We start from the raw sequence: 16,958 nt of genomic DNA, 5'->3' as shown, positions 1-16,958 counted from the left end.
TCCCGATCAAATCTTGTGAATGGCAAGCTGCTGCACCAGCTGCGCCACCGAGCCGTCCATCAGGTGGACCAGCGGTTGCGGCCAGATGCCCAGCGCCAGCACGGCGGCGGCAAAGGCGCCCAGCACGAACGTCTCGCGCGCGTTGATTTCCTTCATCTCGGCCACGTGCGGGTTGGTGATCTCGCCCCACAGCACGCGCTTGACCAGCCACAGCGTGTAGGCCGCGCCGATGATCAGGGTGAACGCGGCGAACAGCGCGATCCACGGACTGGCGCTGAAGCTGGACAGAATCACCATGAATTCGCCCACGAAACCGCTGGTGCCCGGCAGGCCGCAATTGGCCATCGCGAACAGCACGTAGAAGAAGCCGAACCACGGCATCACGTTGATGACGCCGCCGTAGTCCTTGATCAGGCGCGTATGCGTGCGGTCGTACATCACGCCGATGCAGGTGAACATCGCGCCGGAGACGAAGCCGTGCGAAATCATCTGGATCATCGCGCCCTGCATGCCGAGCAGCGCCATGTCGGTATTGCCCTGCCCGCGCACCAGCATGAAGGCGATGAAGATGCCCAGCGTGACGAAGCCCATGTGGGCAACCGACGAATACGCCACCAGCTTCTTCATGTCCTCCTGCACCAGCGCGACGTAGCCGATGTAGACGATCGCGATCAGGCTCAGCACGATGATCAGCCAGGCGAAATGCGCGCCCGCGTCCGGCACGATCGGCAGGATGAAGCGCAACATGCCGTACGTGCCCACCTTCAGCATCACCGCCGCCAGCACCACCGAACCGCCGGTGGGCGCCTCGACGTGGGCATCCGGCAGCCAGGTGTGCACCGGCACCATCGGCACCTTGATCGCGAACGCGATCAGGAACGCGAAGAAGATCCAGGCCTGCTCCTTGAATGTCAGCGGCAGTGCCGCCAGCGTGGCCAAGTCGAACGTGCCCGCCTTCTGGTACAGATACAGCAGCGCGATCAGCATGAAGACCGAGCCGAAGAACGTGTAGATGAAGAACTTCAGCGTCGCGTATACACGGCGCGGACCGCCCCAGACGCCGATCAGGATGAACATCGGGATCAGGATCGCCTCGAACAGCGCGTAGAACAGCAGCGCGTCGGTGGCGCAGAACACGCCGATCAGCAGGCCTTCCAGCATCAGCATCGCAGCCATGTACTGGTGCGGCTTGTCCTGGATGACTTCCCACGCGCCGGCAATCACCAGGACGCCGACGAAGGTGGTCATCAGGATCAGTGCCACCGAAATGCCGTCGGCTGCCAAGCTGTAATGGACGCCCCACGAGGCGATCCACAGGTGGCTTTCGACCAGCTGCATCGCGGCGCCGTCAGGGTTGTACTGCACCAGCAGGAACAGGCTGGCCACGAAGGCGAGCACCGCCACCAGAAGCGACAGCCAGCGCGCCAGGTTGGGTCGGGCCGAGCCGGCAAGCAGCACCGGGATGGCCCCGACGACGGGTAGCCAGATCAGCAGGCTGAGCAAGTGATTGAACATGGATCTGTTTCCCTTATTGCCCGACCGGCCCGGAACCGATGAGCCAGTACCCGCCAAGCAGCAGGATCAAGCCGAGAATCATCGCGAAGGCGTAGTGATAGAGGTAACCCGACTGCAAGCGACGCAGCAGTGCCGCGATGCGATGGATCACGCTCACCGAGCCGTTGACCATCGCACCGTCGATCACGGCGGTCTCACTGGCCTTCCAGAACCCGCGACCCAGCAACACGCCGCCACGGGCAAACAGTGCAAAGTACACGTCGTCGACCCAGTACTTGCGATCGAGCACCGTCCACAGCGGCTTCAGCGCGGACTTGATCCTGCCCGCCAGCGCCGGGTTGAACAGGTAGATGTAGGTGGTGATCACGAAGGCGACGAGCACCAGCAGGAACGGCAGCTGGGTGAACCCATGCAGCGCCATCGCCGCCGCACCGTGGAAGTGCTGTCCCATCTCGGCCAGTACGTTGTTCGCCTCTTCCACATGGATCGCCTTGCCGAACCAGTTGCCGAACAGCGTCGGCCCAACCGTGACGTAGCCGACCAGCAACGACGGGATCGCCAGCAGTACCAGCGGCACCGTCACCACCCACGGCGACTCCTTCGGCGCATGCGCCAGCACGCCCGGCTCGTGATGGCCGTGATCGTCATGCCCGTGGCCATGCTGCTCGACCACGGTGAAGCGCTCCTTGCCATGGAAGGTCAGGTACATCTGGCGGAACGTGTACAGCCCCGTCACCAGCACGCCGGCCATCACGCAGAAGTAAGCGTAATGCGCGCCCCAGCGATGCGACTCGCCGACCGCTTCGATGATCGCGTCCTTCGAATAGAAGCCGGAAGTGAATGGCACCGCCACCAGCGCAATCGAGCCGGCCCACATGGTCAACCAGGTCACCGGCATGTACTTGCGCAGCCCGCCCATGTAGCGCATGTCCTGCTCGTGATGCATGGCGATGATCACCGAACCGGCGCCGAGGAACAGCAACGCCTTGAAGAACGCGTGCGTCATCAGGTGGAACACTGCGCCGCTGTACATCGACACGCCCAGCGCCACCGTCATGTAGCCCAGCTGCGACAGCGTGGAATACGCGATCACCCGCTTGATGTCGTTCTGGACTATGCCGATCAACCCGGTGAACAGCGCCGTGGTGGCGCCGATCACCAGCACGAAGCTCAGCGCGGTCGAGGACAGCTCGAACAGCGGCGACATGCGCGCCACCATGAAGATGCCGGCGGTGACCATCGTCGCCGCGTGGATCAGCGCGGAGATCGGAGTCGGACCTTCCATCGAGTCGGGCAGCCACACATGCAACGGCACCTGCGCCGACTTGCCCATCGCGCCGATGAACAGCAGGATGCAGATCACTGTGGCCGCATCCCACTGCGTGTTCGCCGTGATCTGCAGGGTCTTGCCGAGCAGCGACGGCGCCGTGCTGAATGCGGTGGCATAGTCCAGCGTGCCGAGGAAATACAGCACCGCCGCAATGCCGAGCAGGAAACCGAAGTCGCCGACGCGGTTGACCATGAACGCCTTCAGATTGGCGAAGATCGCAGTCGGCCGCTTGTACCAGAAGCCGATCAGCAGGTACGACACCAGGCCCACCGCTTCCCAGCCGAAGAACAGCTGCATGAAGTTGTTGCTCATGACCAGCATGAACATCGAGAAGGTGAACAGCGAGATGTAGCTGAAGAAGCGTGTATAGCCGTCGTCGTCGGCCATGTAGCCGATGGTGTAGACGTGCACCAGCAGCGACACGAAACTCACCACCACCAGCATCATCGCGGTCAGCCGGTCGACCATGAAGCCGACGCTGGCGTTGAACGGACCGATCTGGAACCAGGTGTAGATGTTCTGGTTGTACTCGACTGCACCACCCAGGGTGAGCTGATACAGCACCAGGAACGACAGCGCGCAGGAAACCGCCACACCGAGGATGGTGACGGTATGCGAACCGGCGCGCCCGAGGAACTTGCCCAGGAAGCCGGCCAGCACGCAACCGACCAGCGGTGCCAGCGCGATGATCAGCAGAATGGATGTCGAAAGCTGCATCGGGTCAACCCTTCATGCTGTCGATGTCGGCGATATTGATCGTGCTGCGCGTACGGAACAGCAGCACCAGGATCGCCAGGCCGATGGCGGCTTCCGCCGCGGCCACGGTGAGGATGAAGAACACGAACACCTGCCCGGAGACGTCGCCGAGGAAACGCGAGAACGCCACGAAGTTCATGTTCACGGCGAGCAGCATCAACTCGATCGACATCAGCAGCACGATCACGTTCTTGCGGTTGATGAACAGGCCGGCGACGGCGATGCAGAACAGCACCGCGCCAAGCACGATGTAATGCGCGAGCGAAATCATGGCTGCGGCTCCTGTGGGGCGGCCGGTTCATCGGGGCGGACGGCAGCCATCTTCACGATGCGCACGCGGTCGCGCGGATTGACCTTGACCTGCTGGCTGGCCGGCTCCCAGCGCGCGGCGCGGCGCTCGCGCAAGGTCAGCGCCACCGCTGCCACGATACCCACGGTAAGGATCAGCGCGGCAATCTCGAATGGCAGCAGGAACGTCGTGTACAACGCATGGCCCAGCCACTCGGTGTTGGACACGCCGGCGGCGATGGCGGGATCGGCGCCCATGACGTGCGTCTGCATCGCACGCACGCCGATCAGGCCGAGCATTTCTACCAGCATCACCGCAGCCACGATCAGGCCGACCGGCAGGAATTTCACGAAGCCCTCACGCATTTTTGCCTGGTCGATGTCGAGCATCATCACCACGAACAGGAACAGCACCATCACTGCACCGACGTAGACCACGACCAGCGCCAGCGCGAGAAACTCGGCTTCGAGCAGTATCCACAGGCAGGCCGCGCTGAAGAAGGTCAGCACCAGCGCCAGCACCGCATGCACGGAGTTCCTCAGCGTGATCACCGACAATGCGGCGGCGACGGTGACGAAGCCGAAGGCATAGAAACAGATGAGTTGGAACAATTGGGGATTCATCGTTGGCCTCAGCGGTACGCCGCGTCTTGCGCGCGGTCGGCGGCGATCTGCTGTTCGAAGCGATCGCCGATGGCAAGCAGCTGCTGCTTGTTCACCACGTTCTCGCCACGGTGTTCGAAGTGGTATTCGTGGATCGAGGTCTCGACGATCGAGTCGACCGGGCAGCTCTCTTCACAGAAGCCGCAGAAGATGCACTTGAACAGGTCGATGTCGTAGCGCGTGGTACGGCGCTGGCCGTCGCTCTCGCGCGGGGCCGAGTCGATGGTGATCGCCAGCGCCGGGCACACCGCCTCGCACAGCTTGCAGGCGATGCAGCGTTCCTCGCCGTTCGCATAGCGGCGCAGTGCATGCAGGCCGCGGAAGCGGTTCGACTTCGGGATGTGCTCCATCGGGTAGCGCATCGTGTACTTCGGCTTGAACAGGTAGCGAAAAGTCAGGCCCATGCCCTGGAACAGCTCGACCAGCAGCAAGCTCTTGAAATAGGCGGTAATGCGATTCATCGGATGCCTCAAGCCCCCGTGCCAATGCTGACCAGGCCGTAATACTTCAGCAGGCCAGCCACGAAAACCCACGCGATGGCGATGGGAATGAACACCTTCCAGCCCAGCCGCATGATCTGGTCATAGCGATAGCGCGGGAACGTGGCGCGGAACCACAGGAACAGGAACGAAAACAGGAACGCCTTGATCAACAGCCAGGGGAAGCCGCCATGGCCGATGAAACCCCACGAGGCCGGGAACGGCGACAGCCAGCCGCCCATGAACAGCACCGCGGCCAGGAAGCTGACCAGGATCATGTTCGCGTATTCGGCCAGGAAGAACAGTGCGAACGCCGAGCCGGAATACTCCACGTGGAAGCCGGCCACGATCTCCGACTCGCCCTCGGCCATGTCGAACGGCGAGCGATTGGTTTCGGCCACGCCGGAGATGAAATAGATCACGAACACCGGCAGCAGCGGCAGCCAGAACCAGTCGAAGATGCCCTTGTTGCCGGCCTGCGCGTTGACGATCTCGCTGAGGTTCAGCGAACCGGCCAGCACCAGCACGCAGACCAGGCACAGGCCCATCGCCAGTTCGTAGGAGATCACCTGCGCCGCCGAGCGCATCGCGCCGAGCAGTGCATAGCGCGAGTTGGACGCCCAACCGGCGATGATGATGCCGTACACGCCCATCGAGGTCATTGCCAGCAGGTACAGCACGCCGGCGTTGGCGTTCGACAGCACCATCGTGCTGCTGAACGGCACCACGGCCCACACCGCCAGCGCGGGGATCAACGCGATCATCGGCGCCAGGTAGTACAGGAAGCGGTTCGCCTTGGTCGGCAGGATCACTTCCTTGATCAGCAGCTTGACCACGTCGGCGAAGGCCTGCAGCAGTCCGAACGGACCGATCTTGTTCGGCCCCATGCGCACGTGCATCCAGCCGAGCACCTTGCGCTCCCAGTACACGAACATCGCCACAGCCAGCACCAGCGGCAACACGATCGCCAGGATGTAAAGGACCGGCACGACGAGCTGATGGATGAGTTGATCAAGCATCTGCTTTAAGCCTTGCTCAGGGTGATGGACGCGCCATACGGCGGCAGCGTGGCGGTGAGGTCCTGCGCGGCCTCGATCCATGCCGTGCCATCCGGCACGGCCGCATCGATCACCAGCGGCAGCAACACGTCCGCAACGCGCACCTGACCATCGCTGGAAAGGTCGAGCCGTTGTGCCTCATCCGCATTCAGACGCACCGCCGGGGCGCGATTGAGCGGATGCGCATTCAGTGCCGTCGCGCGACGCAGCACCGCGTCGGTGCGATAGATCGGCCAGGTGGCCAGGCGGGTCAGACCGGTGACGGCCGCACGTGCGGCCAGGCCGCTGCGCGGCACCGCCGCACGCTCGACGATGCCGCCGCGCAAACCGGCGAGGTCGTCGAACTCGAAGCCGGCCAGTTGCAAGGCGCCGCCCAGCGCGCGCAATACCTTCCAGCCTGGCCGAGCCTGACCGGGCGCCTTCGCGCCGGCCGCCACGCCCTGGGCCAGCCCATCGACGTTGACCAGGGTCGCATCGATCTCCGGCAGCAGCGCGATCGGCAGGATCACGTCGGCCACCTCGCGCAACGCGGCGCTGGCGTAGGCGCTGAACGCCACCACCTGGTCCGCGCCACGCAACGCCTTCAAGGCCGCACCGCCGTCGGCGAAATCGTGCGGCGGTTCGACGCCGTACAGCACGTAACTCTTGCGTGGCTGCGCCAGCATCGCCTGCGCATCCAGCCCGCCGTTGCCCGGCACCACGCCGAGCCGGGCCAGGCCAACGCCATTCGCGCCGACCGGCAGTTCGTCGTAACCGGCACCGGTGGCGTCGGCGATGAAACGGGCAATCGCGCGCAGCCAGGACGCCTGCGGATGAGTCACCGCCGCTTCGCCGAGAATCACCACCGCCTTGCCCGACTTCAGCGCGGCGATCGCGTCGCTGTCGCCCTGGTCGCTCTGCGCCGCAGCGATCGCATCGGCCAGTGCAGCCGGTGCGGTCATGCCTGCGGCCACAGCGGCCCTGGCCAGCGCCAGCAGCGCATCGACCAGTGCCTGCGGTGCCACGATCGCCTCACCGGCCAGCTTGTAGTTGAAATCGAAGTGCGCCGGATTGACCGCGTAGACCTTCGCACCCTTCTTGGTCGCCTGGTGCACGCGATGGTTCAGCAGCGGCATCTCGTGGCGCAGATCGGAGCCCACCAGCAAGGCGGCCCGGATCTGCTCGACTTCCGCCACCGGCAGCGTGAACGGCTGTGCCACGGCGTTGTCGGCGAAGTCGAGCTGGCGCAGGCGATGGTCGACGTGCGCACTGCCCAGGCCGCGGGCCAGCCGCATCAGCAGGTCACCCTCCTCATTCGAGGTGGCCGGGTGCACCAGGATGCCCAACTCGCTGCCCGGTGCCTTCTTCAATGCTTCGCCGGCGAATTCGAGGGCGTCTTCCCAGGTGGTCGCCTGCCACTGCCCGTTGCGTTTCACTTCCGGTACGCCGATGCGGTCGGCGGCGTACATGCCCTGGTGGCTGTAGCGGTCGCGGTCGGACAGCCAGCACTCGTTGACCGCCTCGTTGTCGCGCGGCACCGTGCGCAGCACTTCGCCGCGGCGGGTGTGCAGCCACAGATTCGAGCCCAGCGCGTCGTGGTAGGCGATCGACGACTTGGCGATCAGCTCCCAGGCGCGCGCCTTGAACTGGAACGGCTTGTTGGTCAGCGCGCCCACCGGGCAGACATCGATGATGTTGCCGGACAGCTCGCTTTCGACGTTCTTGCCGATGTACGTGCCGATCACGTGACGGTCGCCGCGGTCCATGCTGCCGAACTCGTAGGTGCCGGCAATCTCGCTGATGAAGCGCACGCAACGCGTGCAGTGGATGCAGCGCGTCATCTCGGTGGCCACCAGCGGCCCGATGTCCTCGTCGGTGACGGTGCGCTTGCGCTCGGTGAAACGCGACACGCTGCGGCCGTAGCCCAGCGCCATGTCCTGCAGCTCGCACTCGCCGCCCTGGTCGCAGATCGGGCAGTCCAGCGGGTGGTTGATGAGCAGGAACTCCATCACGTTGCGCTGCGCGTGCAGCGCCTTGTCCGAACGGGTGAGCACCTTCATGCCTTCGGCCACCGGCGTGGCGCACGCCGGCTGCGGCTTGGGCATGGGACGGCCGCCCATCTCCACTTCAACCAGGCACTGCCGGCAGCTCGCCGCGATCGGCAGCTTGCGGTGGTAGCAGAAACGCGGAATCGGAATGCCGGCCTTGTCGGTGGCCTCGATGATCATCGAGCCCTTGGGTACCTGGATCGGCTTGCCGTCGACCTCGATGTTGACGAGGTTCGGCGCGGTGTTCTGGGTTGGCTGCGCGCTCATGCGGCGGCTCCAAGCTTGTCGTCGACCATGGAGCGACCGTGCTCGACGTAGTATTCGAATTCGTTCCAGTAGTGGCGCAGGAAGCCCTGCACGGGCCACGCCGCAGCCTCGCCGAAGGCGCAGATGGTATGGCCCTCGATCTGGCCGGCCACCGTCTTCAGCCGATGCAGGTCGTCTGGTACGCCCTTGCCGGCGACGATGCGGGTGAGCACGCGGTGCATCCAGCCGGTACCTTCACGGCACGGCGTGCACTGGCCGCAGGATTCCATGTGGTAGAACTGGCTGATCCGTTCGCAGGCCCTGACCATGCAGGTGGTCTCGTCCATCACGATCACCGCGCCCGAGCCCAGTCCCGACCCGGCCTTCTGGATCGCGTCGTAATCCATGGTGAGGCCCATCATCACCTCGCCCGGCAGCACCGGCATCGAGGAGCCGCCCGGGATTACCGCCTTGATCCTGTGCCCGTTGCGCACGCCGCCGGCCATCTCCAGCAGTTCCGCAAACGGCGTGCCCAGACGGATCTCGTAATTGCCTGGCCGGTTGACGTGGCCGGACACCGAGAAGATCTTCGGTCCGCCGTTGTTCGGCTTGCCCAGATTGAGAAACCAGTCGGCGCCGTTGCGCAGAATCGCCGGCACCGAGGCGTAGGTCTCGGTGTTGTTGATCGTGGTCGGCTTGCCGTACAGGCCGAAGTTGGCCGGGAACGGCGGCTTGAAGCGCGGCCAGCCCTTCTTGCCTTCCAGTGACTCCATCAGCGCGGTTTCCTCGCCGCAGATGTAGGCACCGGCACCGAGCGCGGCGTAGATGTCCACGTCGAGGCCGCTGCCGCCAACGTTCTTGCCCAGCAGGCCCGCCGCGTAGGCATCCCTCAGCGCAGCCTCGAAATGCTCGAACGGCTCGTGATGGAACTCGCCGCGCAGATAGTTGTAAGCCACGGTCGAGCCGGTGCAGTAACACGCGATGGCCAGACCCTCGATCACCGCATGCGGGTTGTAGCGCAGGATGTCGCGATCCTTCGCCGTGCCCGGCTCGGATTCGTCCGAGTTGCACAGGATGTATTTCTGCATGTCGCCCTTCGGCATGAAGGACCACTTCAGGCCGGTCGGGAAACCCGCGCCGCCACGGCCGCGCAGGCTGCTCTTCTTGATCTCGTCGATCAGCGACGCCGGGTCGGGCTTCTCGGCGAGGATCTTCCTCCACGCCTTGTAACCATCGACCTTCTCGTAGCTGTCCATCGACCACGGCGTGTCGAAATGCAGCGTGGTGTAGACGACCTGGTGTTCCTGCGGTGCGGGTCCGACGGCCATCAGTGCTTCCCCTCGGCGTCATGGGCGTGGTCCGGGCCGTCCATGCTCAGGCCGTCGAGGATCTCGTCGAGCTTCTCGATGGTCAGGCGTTCGTGATAGTGGCCGTTCACCGTCATCGCCGGCGCGTAGACGCAGGCCGCGATGCACTCCTCTTCCTTCTTCAGGTAGACGCGGCCGTCCGGCGTGCTTTCGCCCAGCTTGATGCCGAGCTTCTTCTCGCAGTGACGCACCAGGCCGTCGGCGCCGTTGAGCCAGCAGGAGATGTTGGTGCAGATCGCCACGTTGTTGCGGCCGACCGGCTTGGTCTCCAGCATCGAGTAGAAACTGGCCACCTCGTAGGCCCAGATCGCCGGCAGGCCGAGGTACTTCGCCACGGCGGCGATCAGCTCGTCGGTGAGGAAGCCCTTGTTCTGTTCCTGCGCGCCGAACAGCGCCTGGATCAGCGCCGAGCGCTTGCGGTCGGGCGGGAACTTGGCCACCCAGTGGTCGATGTGCTGGCGGGTGTGCTCGGTGAGTACGACGAGGGGATCGACGTTCCTGACCTGCTCGTAATGTCCGGTGGCTTTCATGCTTTTCTCCGTCGTGCCGGCTCAGCGATCCACTTCGCCGAACACGAGGTCGTAGGTACCGATCATGGCCACCACGTCGGCGAGCATGTGGCCGCGCACGATGGTGTCCATGGATGACAGGTGGGCAAAGCCCGGTGCGCGCAGGTGCACGCGGAACGGCTTGTTGGCGCCGTCGGAAACCAGGTAGCAGCCGAACTCGCCCTTCGGCGCCTCGACCGCACAGTAGGTTTCGCCGGCCGGCACGCAGTAGCCTTCGGTGAACAGCTTGAAGTGGTGGATGAGCGCTTCCATGTCCTGCTTCATCTCGACCCGCGACGGCGGCGCCACCTTGAAGTTCTGCACCATCACCGGGCCCGGATTGGCGCGCAGCCACTCCACGCACTGCCGGATGATGCGGTTCGACTGGCGCATCTCTTCCACGCGCACCAGGTAACGGTCGTAGCAATCGCCGTTGACGCCGACCGGGATGTCGAAATCCATCTCGGCGTACTTCGCGTACGGCTGCTTCTTGCGCAGGTCCCACTCGACGCCCGAGCCGCGCAGCATCGCGCCGGTCATGCCCCACTGCTGGGCCAGCTCCGGGCTGACCACGCCAATGCCGACGGTGCGCTGCTTCCAGATACGGTTGGTGGTGAGCAATTCCTCGTACTCGTCCACCTTCGACGGGAAATCGGCGGTGAACGCGTCGAGGAAGTCGAGCATCGAGCCTTCGCGCCAGCTGTTGATGCGCTTCAGGTCGGCGCCCTTGTGCCACGGCGACTCGCGATACTTCGACATCTGCGCCGGCAGGTCGCGGTAGACGCCGCCCGGACGGTAGTACGTGGCGTGCATGCGCGCGCCCGACACCGCCTCGTAGACGTCCATCAATTCTTCGCGCTCGCGGAACGCATACAGGATCACCGCCATCGCGCCCAAGTCGAGCGCGTTCGAGCCGATCCACATCAAGTGGTTCAGGATGCGGGTGATCTCATCGAACATGGTGCGGATGTACTGCGCGCGTTCCGGCGCCTCGATCCCCAGCAGGGTCTCGATCGCGCGCACGTAGGCGTGCTCGTTGCACATCATCGACACGTAGTCGAGCCGATCCATGTAGCCGATCGACTGGTTGAACGGCTTGGACTCGGCCAGCTTTTCGGTACCGCGATGCAGCAGGCCCACGTGCGGATCGACGCGGACGATGGTCTCGCCGTCCATCTCCATGATCAGGCGCAGCACGCCGTGCGCGGCCGGATGCTGCGGGCCGAAGTTCATCGTGTAGTTGCGGATTTCCTGCATGCTCAATTCTCCCGCCAGTGGTCGGCGGCTTCGGCCTTGGCCTGCGTCAGATCGGCATCGTCGCGGATGGTGCGCGGCACCAGCACACGCGGCTCGATCGACACCGGCTCGTAGATCACCCGCTTCTGCTCGGGGTCGTAGCGCACCTCGACGTTGCCGATCAGCGGGAAGTCCTTGCGGAACGGATGGCCGACGAAACCGTAGTCGGTGAGGATGCGGCGCAGATCGGGATGGCCGTCGAAAATGATGCCGTACAGATCGAACGTCTCGCGCTCGAACCAGTTCACGCCCGGCCACACCGGGGTCAGCGACGGCATCACCGGCAGGCTGTCGTCAGCGCAGAACACGCGCAGGCGCAGGCGGCGGTTGTGCTCGATCGAGAGCAACTGGATCACCGCGGCGAACCGGCGCGGCTGGTTCTCGCCGTTGCCGCGCGGGCGCCCGGCCCAGTCGAAACGCCCCTGTGCCTGGCCCTCCACGCCGCGCGAGAAACCGGTGCCGGAGACGGTCTCGGTATCCCACTCGGTCTGGCCGTAGCCGAGGTAGTCGATGCCGCACAGATCGATCAGCTCGCTGAAGCGGAACGCCGGCTCGTCGCGCAACGCCGTGGCCACGGCGACCAGGTCGGCGGCGGCCAGTTCGGCGACGGTCTCGTTGCGTACCGTGGTGATCATCAGCGTATCGCCGAATCGCGCAGCGAGCTGCCCGGCCAGCGAGGTCTTTTGGATGTCAGTCATGGACTGCGCCTTCAGAATGTGCCGTTCAAGAACGCGCGATGGTGCTGGTGCGGCGGATTTTCTTCTGCAACTGCAGGATGCCGTGGATCAACGCTTCGGCCGTGGGCGGGCAGCCCGGCACGTAGATGTCCACCGGCACGATGCGGTCGCAGCCGCGCACCACCGAATAGGAATAGTGGTAGTAGCCGCCGCCGTTGGCGCAGCTGCCCATCGAGATCACCCACTTCGGCTCGGGCATCTGGTCGTAGACCTTGCGCAGTGCCGGGGCCATCTTGTTGACCAGGGTGCCGGCCACGATCATCACGTCGGACTGGCGCGGGCTGGGACGGAAGATCACGCCATAGCGGTCCAGGTCCAGCCGCGACATGCCGGCGTGCATCATCTCCACCGCGCAGCAGGCCAGGCCGAACGTCATCGGCCACATCGAGCCGGTGCGCGCCCAGTTCATCAGCGCGTCGACACTGGTGGTGGCGAAGCCGCGCTGCACCACCGGGTTGTCGCTGGCCGGCAGCAGGATGTCGTCGACCAGGTTCAGCGGATCCGGGTTGTGCATCACCCGGCTGACGGAATCGATCACTCCCATTCGAGTGCTCCCTTCTTCCACACGTAGGCAAAACCGACCACCAGCAACAACAGGAACAGCCCCATTTCGATCAGCGCGATCACGCCGATCTGCTGGAACACCACGGCCCACGGAAACAGGAAGGCGATTTCCAGATCGAAGATGATGAACAGGATGGCGAGCAGGTAGTAGCGCACGTCGAAGCGCATGCGGGCATCTTCGAACGCCTCGAAGCCACACTCGTAGGGCGAAAGTTTGTCGGCCTCGGGGCGGCGCGGGCCGGCCAGCAGGCCGATGACCAGCAGCACCAGGCCAAGACCGGCAGCGATGCCGATGAACAACAGGACAGGCCAGTATTCGGCAAGCACGATGCAACTTACCTCCGCACCCGTGGGCGCATCAGTGACCGTGGGAATCTGAATTCAGCAATTCACGGTCCGGCGATTTCGATTCGGCAGGCCGGCACGGCCATGGGCTGTACTGCCCCGCCCGCAGGCGTGGCAGCCGCGCGCGTCCGACGTTTCGCGAGGTGAATTCGCGAATCTCCTCATTGTATCAGTGCGCGGGGGTACAACAAGCCTTGACGACCGATCACATGCCGATTAGCGCCGTGGATCCGGGATCCCCGCGCGGTGCGACATCACATGGTGTGGGTGGGACGCTCGGAGTTCAGCGTGCCGGCCAGGATGTTCTCGATCCGGCTGCGGGCGGCTTCGGCATCGCCCGACTCGTTGAAGTGGATGCCGATGCCGGCGGTGCGGTTGCCCTGCGCGCCAACCGGGCTGATCCAGACCACCTTGCCGACCACCGACAGGCGCTCGGTTTCCTCGGCGAGGGTCACCAGCAACACCACCTCGTCGCCCAGCGAATAGGATTGCGCCGTCGCCGCAAACAGGCCGCCATGCCTGAGGAACGGCATGTAGGCGTTGTACAGCGAGGCCGCATCCTTGATTTTCAACGAGATGATGCCCTGACGGGCAGCCATGGGTTTCATGCTTGGCTCCTGCCGGGCGTGCGAATCGCCCGAGCGATGACCCGGATCTTAGATGTTGTGATCCGCCCGCACCACTGTTGTGGCACCCGCCTTGCCGCAGCCATGACGCGCAACACCTTCAGGCTCCATCTGGCTGGCTGGCCAGCAGTGACTGACGCTCGTTGACGAGACTGCCCCACGACGCCGGCGGCACCCAGCCGGCAACCCACCCCGGCACTGCCTCGGCCGGCATCGGCCGGGAGATCGAGAAACCCTGCAACTGGTGGCACCCCAGCGAAGCCAGCAGGTCGCCCTGCTCCGCCGTCTCGACGCCTTCGGCGATCACCGTCTTGGCCAGCATGCGTGCGGTGGTGATCACTCCCGCCGCGATCGCCATGTTGCGCTCGTCGCTGAGGATGTCGCGCACGAAGCTCTGGTCGAGCTTGATGTGCTCGATGTCGAGCTTCTGGATGTGGCTCAACGACGCGCTGCCGGTGCCGAAATCGTCCAGGCCCACGCGGATGCCACGCCGGCGGCACTCTTCGATGACGACCTTGGCGCGGGCGTGGTCCATCGACGGGCCGGTTTCGGTCACCTCGATGCCGAAGCCCACGTCCATCACGTCCGGGTAGTTGTCGAGCACCGCGTCGATGTCGGCGAAGAACGCCGGATGCAGCAGATGGCGGGTACTGATGTTGATCGAGACCGGGATCGAGATGCCCGAGCGCATCCACGACTGGCAGCAGCGCAGCGCCTCGTCCAGTACGTAACGGCCGATCGGCCGGGCCAGTTGCGGGTCGTCCAGCACATGCATGAACTTCGCAGGCTCGATCAGTTCATTGGTGTCGCCCAGGCGCAGCAACGCCTCCATCCCGGCGACGCCGTGCAGGCCCGGCAAACCGTCGATGTACACGATCGGCTGGAACAGCAGCTGCAGGCGCGACTGCTGCAGCGCCTGGGCGATCCGCTCGCGCATCGCCTGCAGCCGCACTTGCTCCAGCTCCATCGCCGGCTCGTACAGCGAGCCACGATCCTTGCCCTCCTCCTTCGCTGCGTACATCGCCAGGTCGGCGTGCCGCACCAGGCCTTCCGCGTCCGACTCGTCCAGCGGGTACAGGGTCCAGCCCACGCTGGCGGACAGGTACAACTGCTCGCCCATCAGGTTGAGCGGCGCCCGCAGCGCCTGCAGGATGCAGCGGCTGATCACGTCCAGCTGTTCGCGACTGTCCAGCCCGGAGATCACCAGCGCAAATTCGTCACCGCCGAAACGGGCCAGCACGTCGGCCTCGCGCAACATGCCCAGGATCCGTGCCGAGGCTTCCGCCAGCACCTGGTCGCCGCCGCCATGGCCGATCGTGTCGTTCACACTCTTGAAGCGGTCGAGGTCGAGCACGCCAACCGCCAGCAGCGTGCCCTGCTTTGTGGCCCGCGTACGCGCCTGCTCCAGCAACTCGAACAGCAGCCGCCGGTTCGGCAGGCCGGTTACCACGTCGTAGAAGGCCAGCCGCTCGACCCGCGCCTCGTGCATCTTCTGCTCGGTGATGTCGCGCTGGTGCCACAGCCGCCCCTGCGTTGCGCCATCGATCCGGATCGGGGTGAAATCGCGCAGGAAGGTGCGCCCGCCGTTCATCGCCACCTCGTCGCCCTTGACCGGCTCGTCGGCGGCCATGATCTCCTGGATCCTGCGCCATTCGCGTTCGGGGTCCCGGTAAGCCGGCTGCAGACGCGCGTAGAGCGCTTCCATCGACTGGCCTTCCAGTTCCGCCGGCGTCTCGGACAGGCCGAACAGCGTACAGAACGCCGCGTTGGTGAAGCTCACGCGATGCTGTTCGGACATCACCAGGATGCCCGCGTACTGCTTGGACAGGATGGTGTGGAAATGCTGCAGGTTGAAGCGCAGCTCCTGCTCCGCCGCCAGACGGGCCGCCTGTGCGCGCTGCATCTGGATACCCAGGCCCAGCTCGACCGCCGTTTCCGCAAAGACCTGGACTTCGATCGCACTGAACGCGTCGGCCTCATCTGCACCGATGACGAAACAGCCCACGATCGCCCCGTCCGTCTGCAACGGCAGCGCCAGCAACGCCCGCACGCCGGACATGCCGACACTGGGCGTCCAGTCCAGGTGATCCGCCCCCGCCGGATGGCTGACCTGCGCCTGGCCGCTCGACAGCGCACGCGCCACGGCATCGCCGGCATGCGTGCTGCCGTCCGGGATGAAACGGAAACTCGCCACGACACTGTCAGCCAGCCCCTCCTGCGCCCGCACCCGCAGGCTCGCCGGATCATCCTCGTCAAGCAAGCCGATCCAGGCGACGCGGTAACCGCCGATGCACCGCGCCACGCGACAGGCCCCGGCCAGCAGCGCCTGTTCGTCCGCGCTGTGGGTGACCAACTTGATCATCTCGCTGAGCAAGCGCAGCGCACGACGCTGGCGCGCTTCGTCCTGCACCGACTGCAACAGCCGGGTGCGCTGTTCATGCGCTTCCAGCCCCAGCCCGATGCTCGCCGCCGCCTGTTGCAACAGCTCGATCATCCGCGCCGTGAAAAAGCCGACCTGGGAAGCACGTATCACCAGAGCTGCGCACACCTCGCCGAACTTAAGCACCGGCACGGCGACCACGGCATGCACACCATGCCGCAGATAGGCCGGCCGGAACATCTGCAGGCCCTCGACATGGTGGACATCGGCGTCCAGTTGCGGCTCACCCTGCCAGAACCCCGGCCGCGCCAGCGAGAGCGGGATGCGCTCGGGGTAGATGTCCGCCATGTCGGGCGCCACCTGCGCGGGCGCGATCCGCCGCAGCCATCCGCTGCTGCGATCGAGCTCCCCCACCATCACCAGTCGCGCACCGATCCGCCGTTCGAGCACCTCGATCACCGCCTCGTACAGCACCGACGGCTCCAGCGGGCGCATCAGCAGTTGGCCGATCTCGGACAACGCGGCATAGAAGCTCTCGCTGGACGCCGCCGTCGCCCCTGTATCGATCTGCATCGAATTCTGATCCGGTGTATGCATTCGCTTAGGTCAGCCAGATGGAGCCGCTACTGCCTTGATTCAGACGAGCCTTGGATCAGCTGGTGCTGGCCGGCGTCGAGCACGGCAGGCCGCGACGACGGGTCGTGCCGCAGCCATCTCCCCCTGGCGCGAAGCT

Annotated in this window: 15 protein-coding genes; all 15 read right to left on the bottom strand. The window is 65.0% G+C overall.

What is annotated here, in order from left to right; genetic code table 11:
* Nucleotides 1–6: 6 nt before the first annotated feature.
* Nucleotides 7–1,515, bottom strand: a complete 1,509-nt coding sequence (locus tag ABD024_RS06995; protein ID WP_343851016.1) for an NADH-quinone oxidoreductase subunit M — start codon at nucleotides 1,513–1,515, stop codon at nucleotides 7–9.
* Nucleotides 1,516–1,528: 13 nt separating this feature from the next.
* Nucleotides 1,529–3,562 carry an NADH-quinone oxidoreductase subunit L gene (gene nuoL, locus ABD024_RS06990; protein ID WP_343851015.1) on the bottom strand — a complete coding sequence of 678 codons (2,034 nt, stop codon included), beginning with the start codon at nucleotides 3,560–3,562 and terminating at the stop codon, nucleotides 1,529–1,531.
* A 4-nt stretch (nucleotides 3,563–3,566) separates the two neighbouring features.
* Nucleotides 3,567–3,872, bottom strand: coding sequence for an NADH-quinone oxidoreductase subunit NuoK (gene nuoK, locus ABD024_RS06985; RefSeq protein WP_007513213.1), 306 nt, complete (start codon nucleotides 3,870–3,872; stop codon nucleotides 3,567–3,569).
* On the bottom strand, nucleotides 3,869–4,513 hold the full coding sequence (locus ABD024_RS06980; protein WP_343851012.1) for an NADH-quinone oxidoreductase subunit J: 645 nt from the start codon (nucleotides 4,511–4,513) through the stop codon (nucleotides 3,869–3,871). The genes nuoK and ABD024_RS06980 overlap by 4 nt, the downstream gene beginning before the upstream one ends.
* 8 nt (nucleotides 4,514–4,521) lie before the next feature.
* Nucleotides 4,522–5,013, bottom strand: a complete 492-nt coding sequence (gene nuoI, locus ABD024_RS06975; protein WP_056386027.1) for an NADH-quinone oxidoreductase subunit NuoI — start codon at nucleotides 5,011–5,013, stop codon at nucleotides 4,522–4,524.
* 8 nt (nucleotides 5,014–5,021) lie between these two features.
* The gene (gene nuoH, locus ABD024_RS06970) at nucleotides 5,022–6,050 is read right to left on the bottom strand and encodes an NADH-quinone oxidoreductase subunit NuoH (protein WP_343851009.1); all 1,029 of its coding nucleotides are present in this window, start codon (nucleotides 6,048–6,050) and stop codon (nucleotides 5,022–5,024) included.
* Between the two features lie 5 nt (nucleotides 6,051–6,055).
* Entirely contained in the window at nucleotides 6,056–8,383 is a 2,328-nt protein-coding gene (gene nuoG / locus ABD024_RS06965) for an NADH-quinone oxidoreductase subunit NuoG (protein WP_343851007.1), read from the bottom strand.
* Nucleotides 8,380–9,690, bottom strand: coding sequence for an NADH-quinone oxidoreductase subunit NuoF (gene nuoF / locus ABD024_RS06960; RefSeq protein WP_343851005.1), 1,311 nt, complete (start codon nucleotides 9,688–9,690; stop codon nucleotides 8,380–8,382). Before nuoF ends, nuoG begins: the two co-directional genes overlap by 4 nt.
* Nucleotides 9,690–10,259 carry an NADH-quinone oxidoreductase subunit NuoE gene (nuoE, locus tag ABD024_RS06955; protein ID WP_343851003.1) on the bottom strand — a complete coding sequence of 190 codons (570 nt, stop codon included), beginning with the start codon at nucleotides 10,257–10,259 and terminating at the stop codon, nucleotides 9,690–9,692. The genes nuoF and nuoE overlap by 1 nt, the downstream gene beginning before the upstream one ends.
* A 21-nt stretch (nucleotides 10,260–10,280) precedes the next feature.
* The gene (locus tag ABD024_RS06950; protein ID WP_343851001.1) at nucleotides 10,281–11,534 is read right to left on the bottom strand and encodes an NADH-quinone oxidoreductase subunit D; all 1,254 of its coding nucleotides are present in this window, start codon (nucleotides 11,532–11,534) and stop codon (nucleotides 10,281–10,283) included.
* Nucleotides 11,535–11,536: 2 nt separating this feature from the next.
* Nucleotides 11,537–12,271 (bottom strand): NADH-quinone oxidoreductase subunit C, encoded by a 735-nt coding sequence (locus ABD024_RS06945; RefSeq protein WP_343850999.1) that lies wholly within the window; start codon nucleotides 12,269–12,271, stop codon nucleotides 11,537–11,539.
* Nucleotides 12,272–12,296: 25 nt separating this feature from the next.
* Nucleotides 12,297–12,854 (bottom strand): NuoB/complex I 20 kDa subunit family protein, encoded by a 558-nt coding sequence (locus ABD024_RS06940; RefSeq protein ID WP_056386041.1) that lies wholly within the window; start codon nucleotides 12,852–12,854, stop codon nucleotides 12,297–12,299.
* The gene (ndhC, locus tag ABD024_RS06935) at nucleotides 12,845–13,201 is read right to left on the bottom strand and encodes an NADH-quinone oxidoreductase subunit A (RefSeq protein WP_343850996.1); all 357 of its coding nucleotides are present in this window, start codon (nucleotides 13,199–13,201) and stop codon (nucleotides 12,845–12,847) included. Before ndhC ends, ABD024_RS06940 begins: the two co-directional genes overlap by 10 nt.
* Nucleotides 13,202–13,473: 272 nt before the next feature.
* Nucleotides 13,474–13,827: a PilZ domain-containing protein gene (locus ABD024_RS06930; protein ID WP_343850994.1), complete on the bottom strand. Its 354-nt coding sequence runs from the start codon at nucleotides 13,825–13,827 to the stop codon at nucleotides 13,474–13,476.
* 118 nt (nucleotides 13,828–13,945) lie between these two features.
* Nucleotides 13,946–16,798, bottom strand: a complete 2,853-nt coding sequence (locus ABD024_RS06925; RefSeq protein WP_343850992.1) for a sensor domain-containing phosphodiesterase — start codon at nucleotides 16,796–16,798, stop codon at nucleotides 13,946–13,948.
* Between the last annotated feature and the right edge of the window lie 160 nt (nucleotides 16,799–16,958).

The sequence above is a fragment of the Rhodanobacter soli genome (genome assembly GCF_039523495.1).
GTDB classification, from domain to species: domain Bacteria; phylum Pseudomonadota; class Gammaproteobacteria; order Xanthomonadales; family Rhodanobacteraceae; genus Rhodanobacter; species Rhodanobacter soli.
The sequence above is the reverse complement of the archived record's forward strand: the minus strand, read 5'-3'. Positions and strand labels throughout refer to the sequence as shown.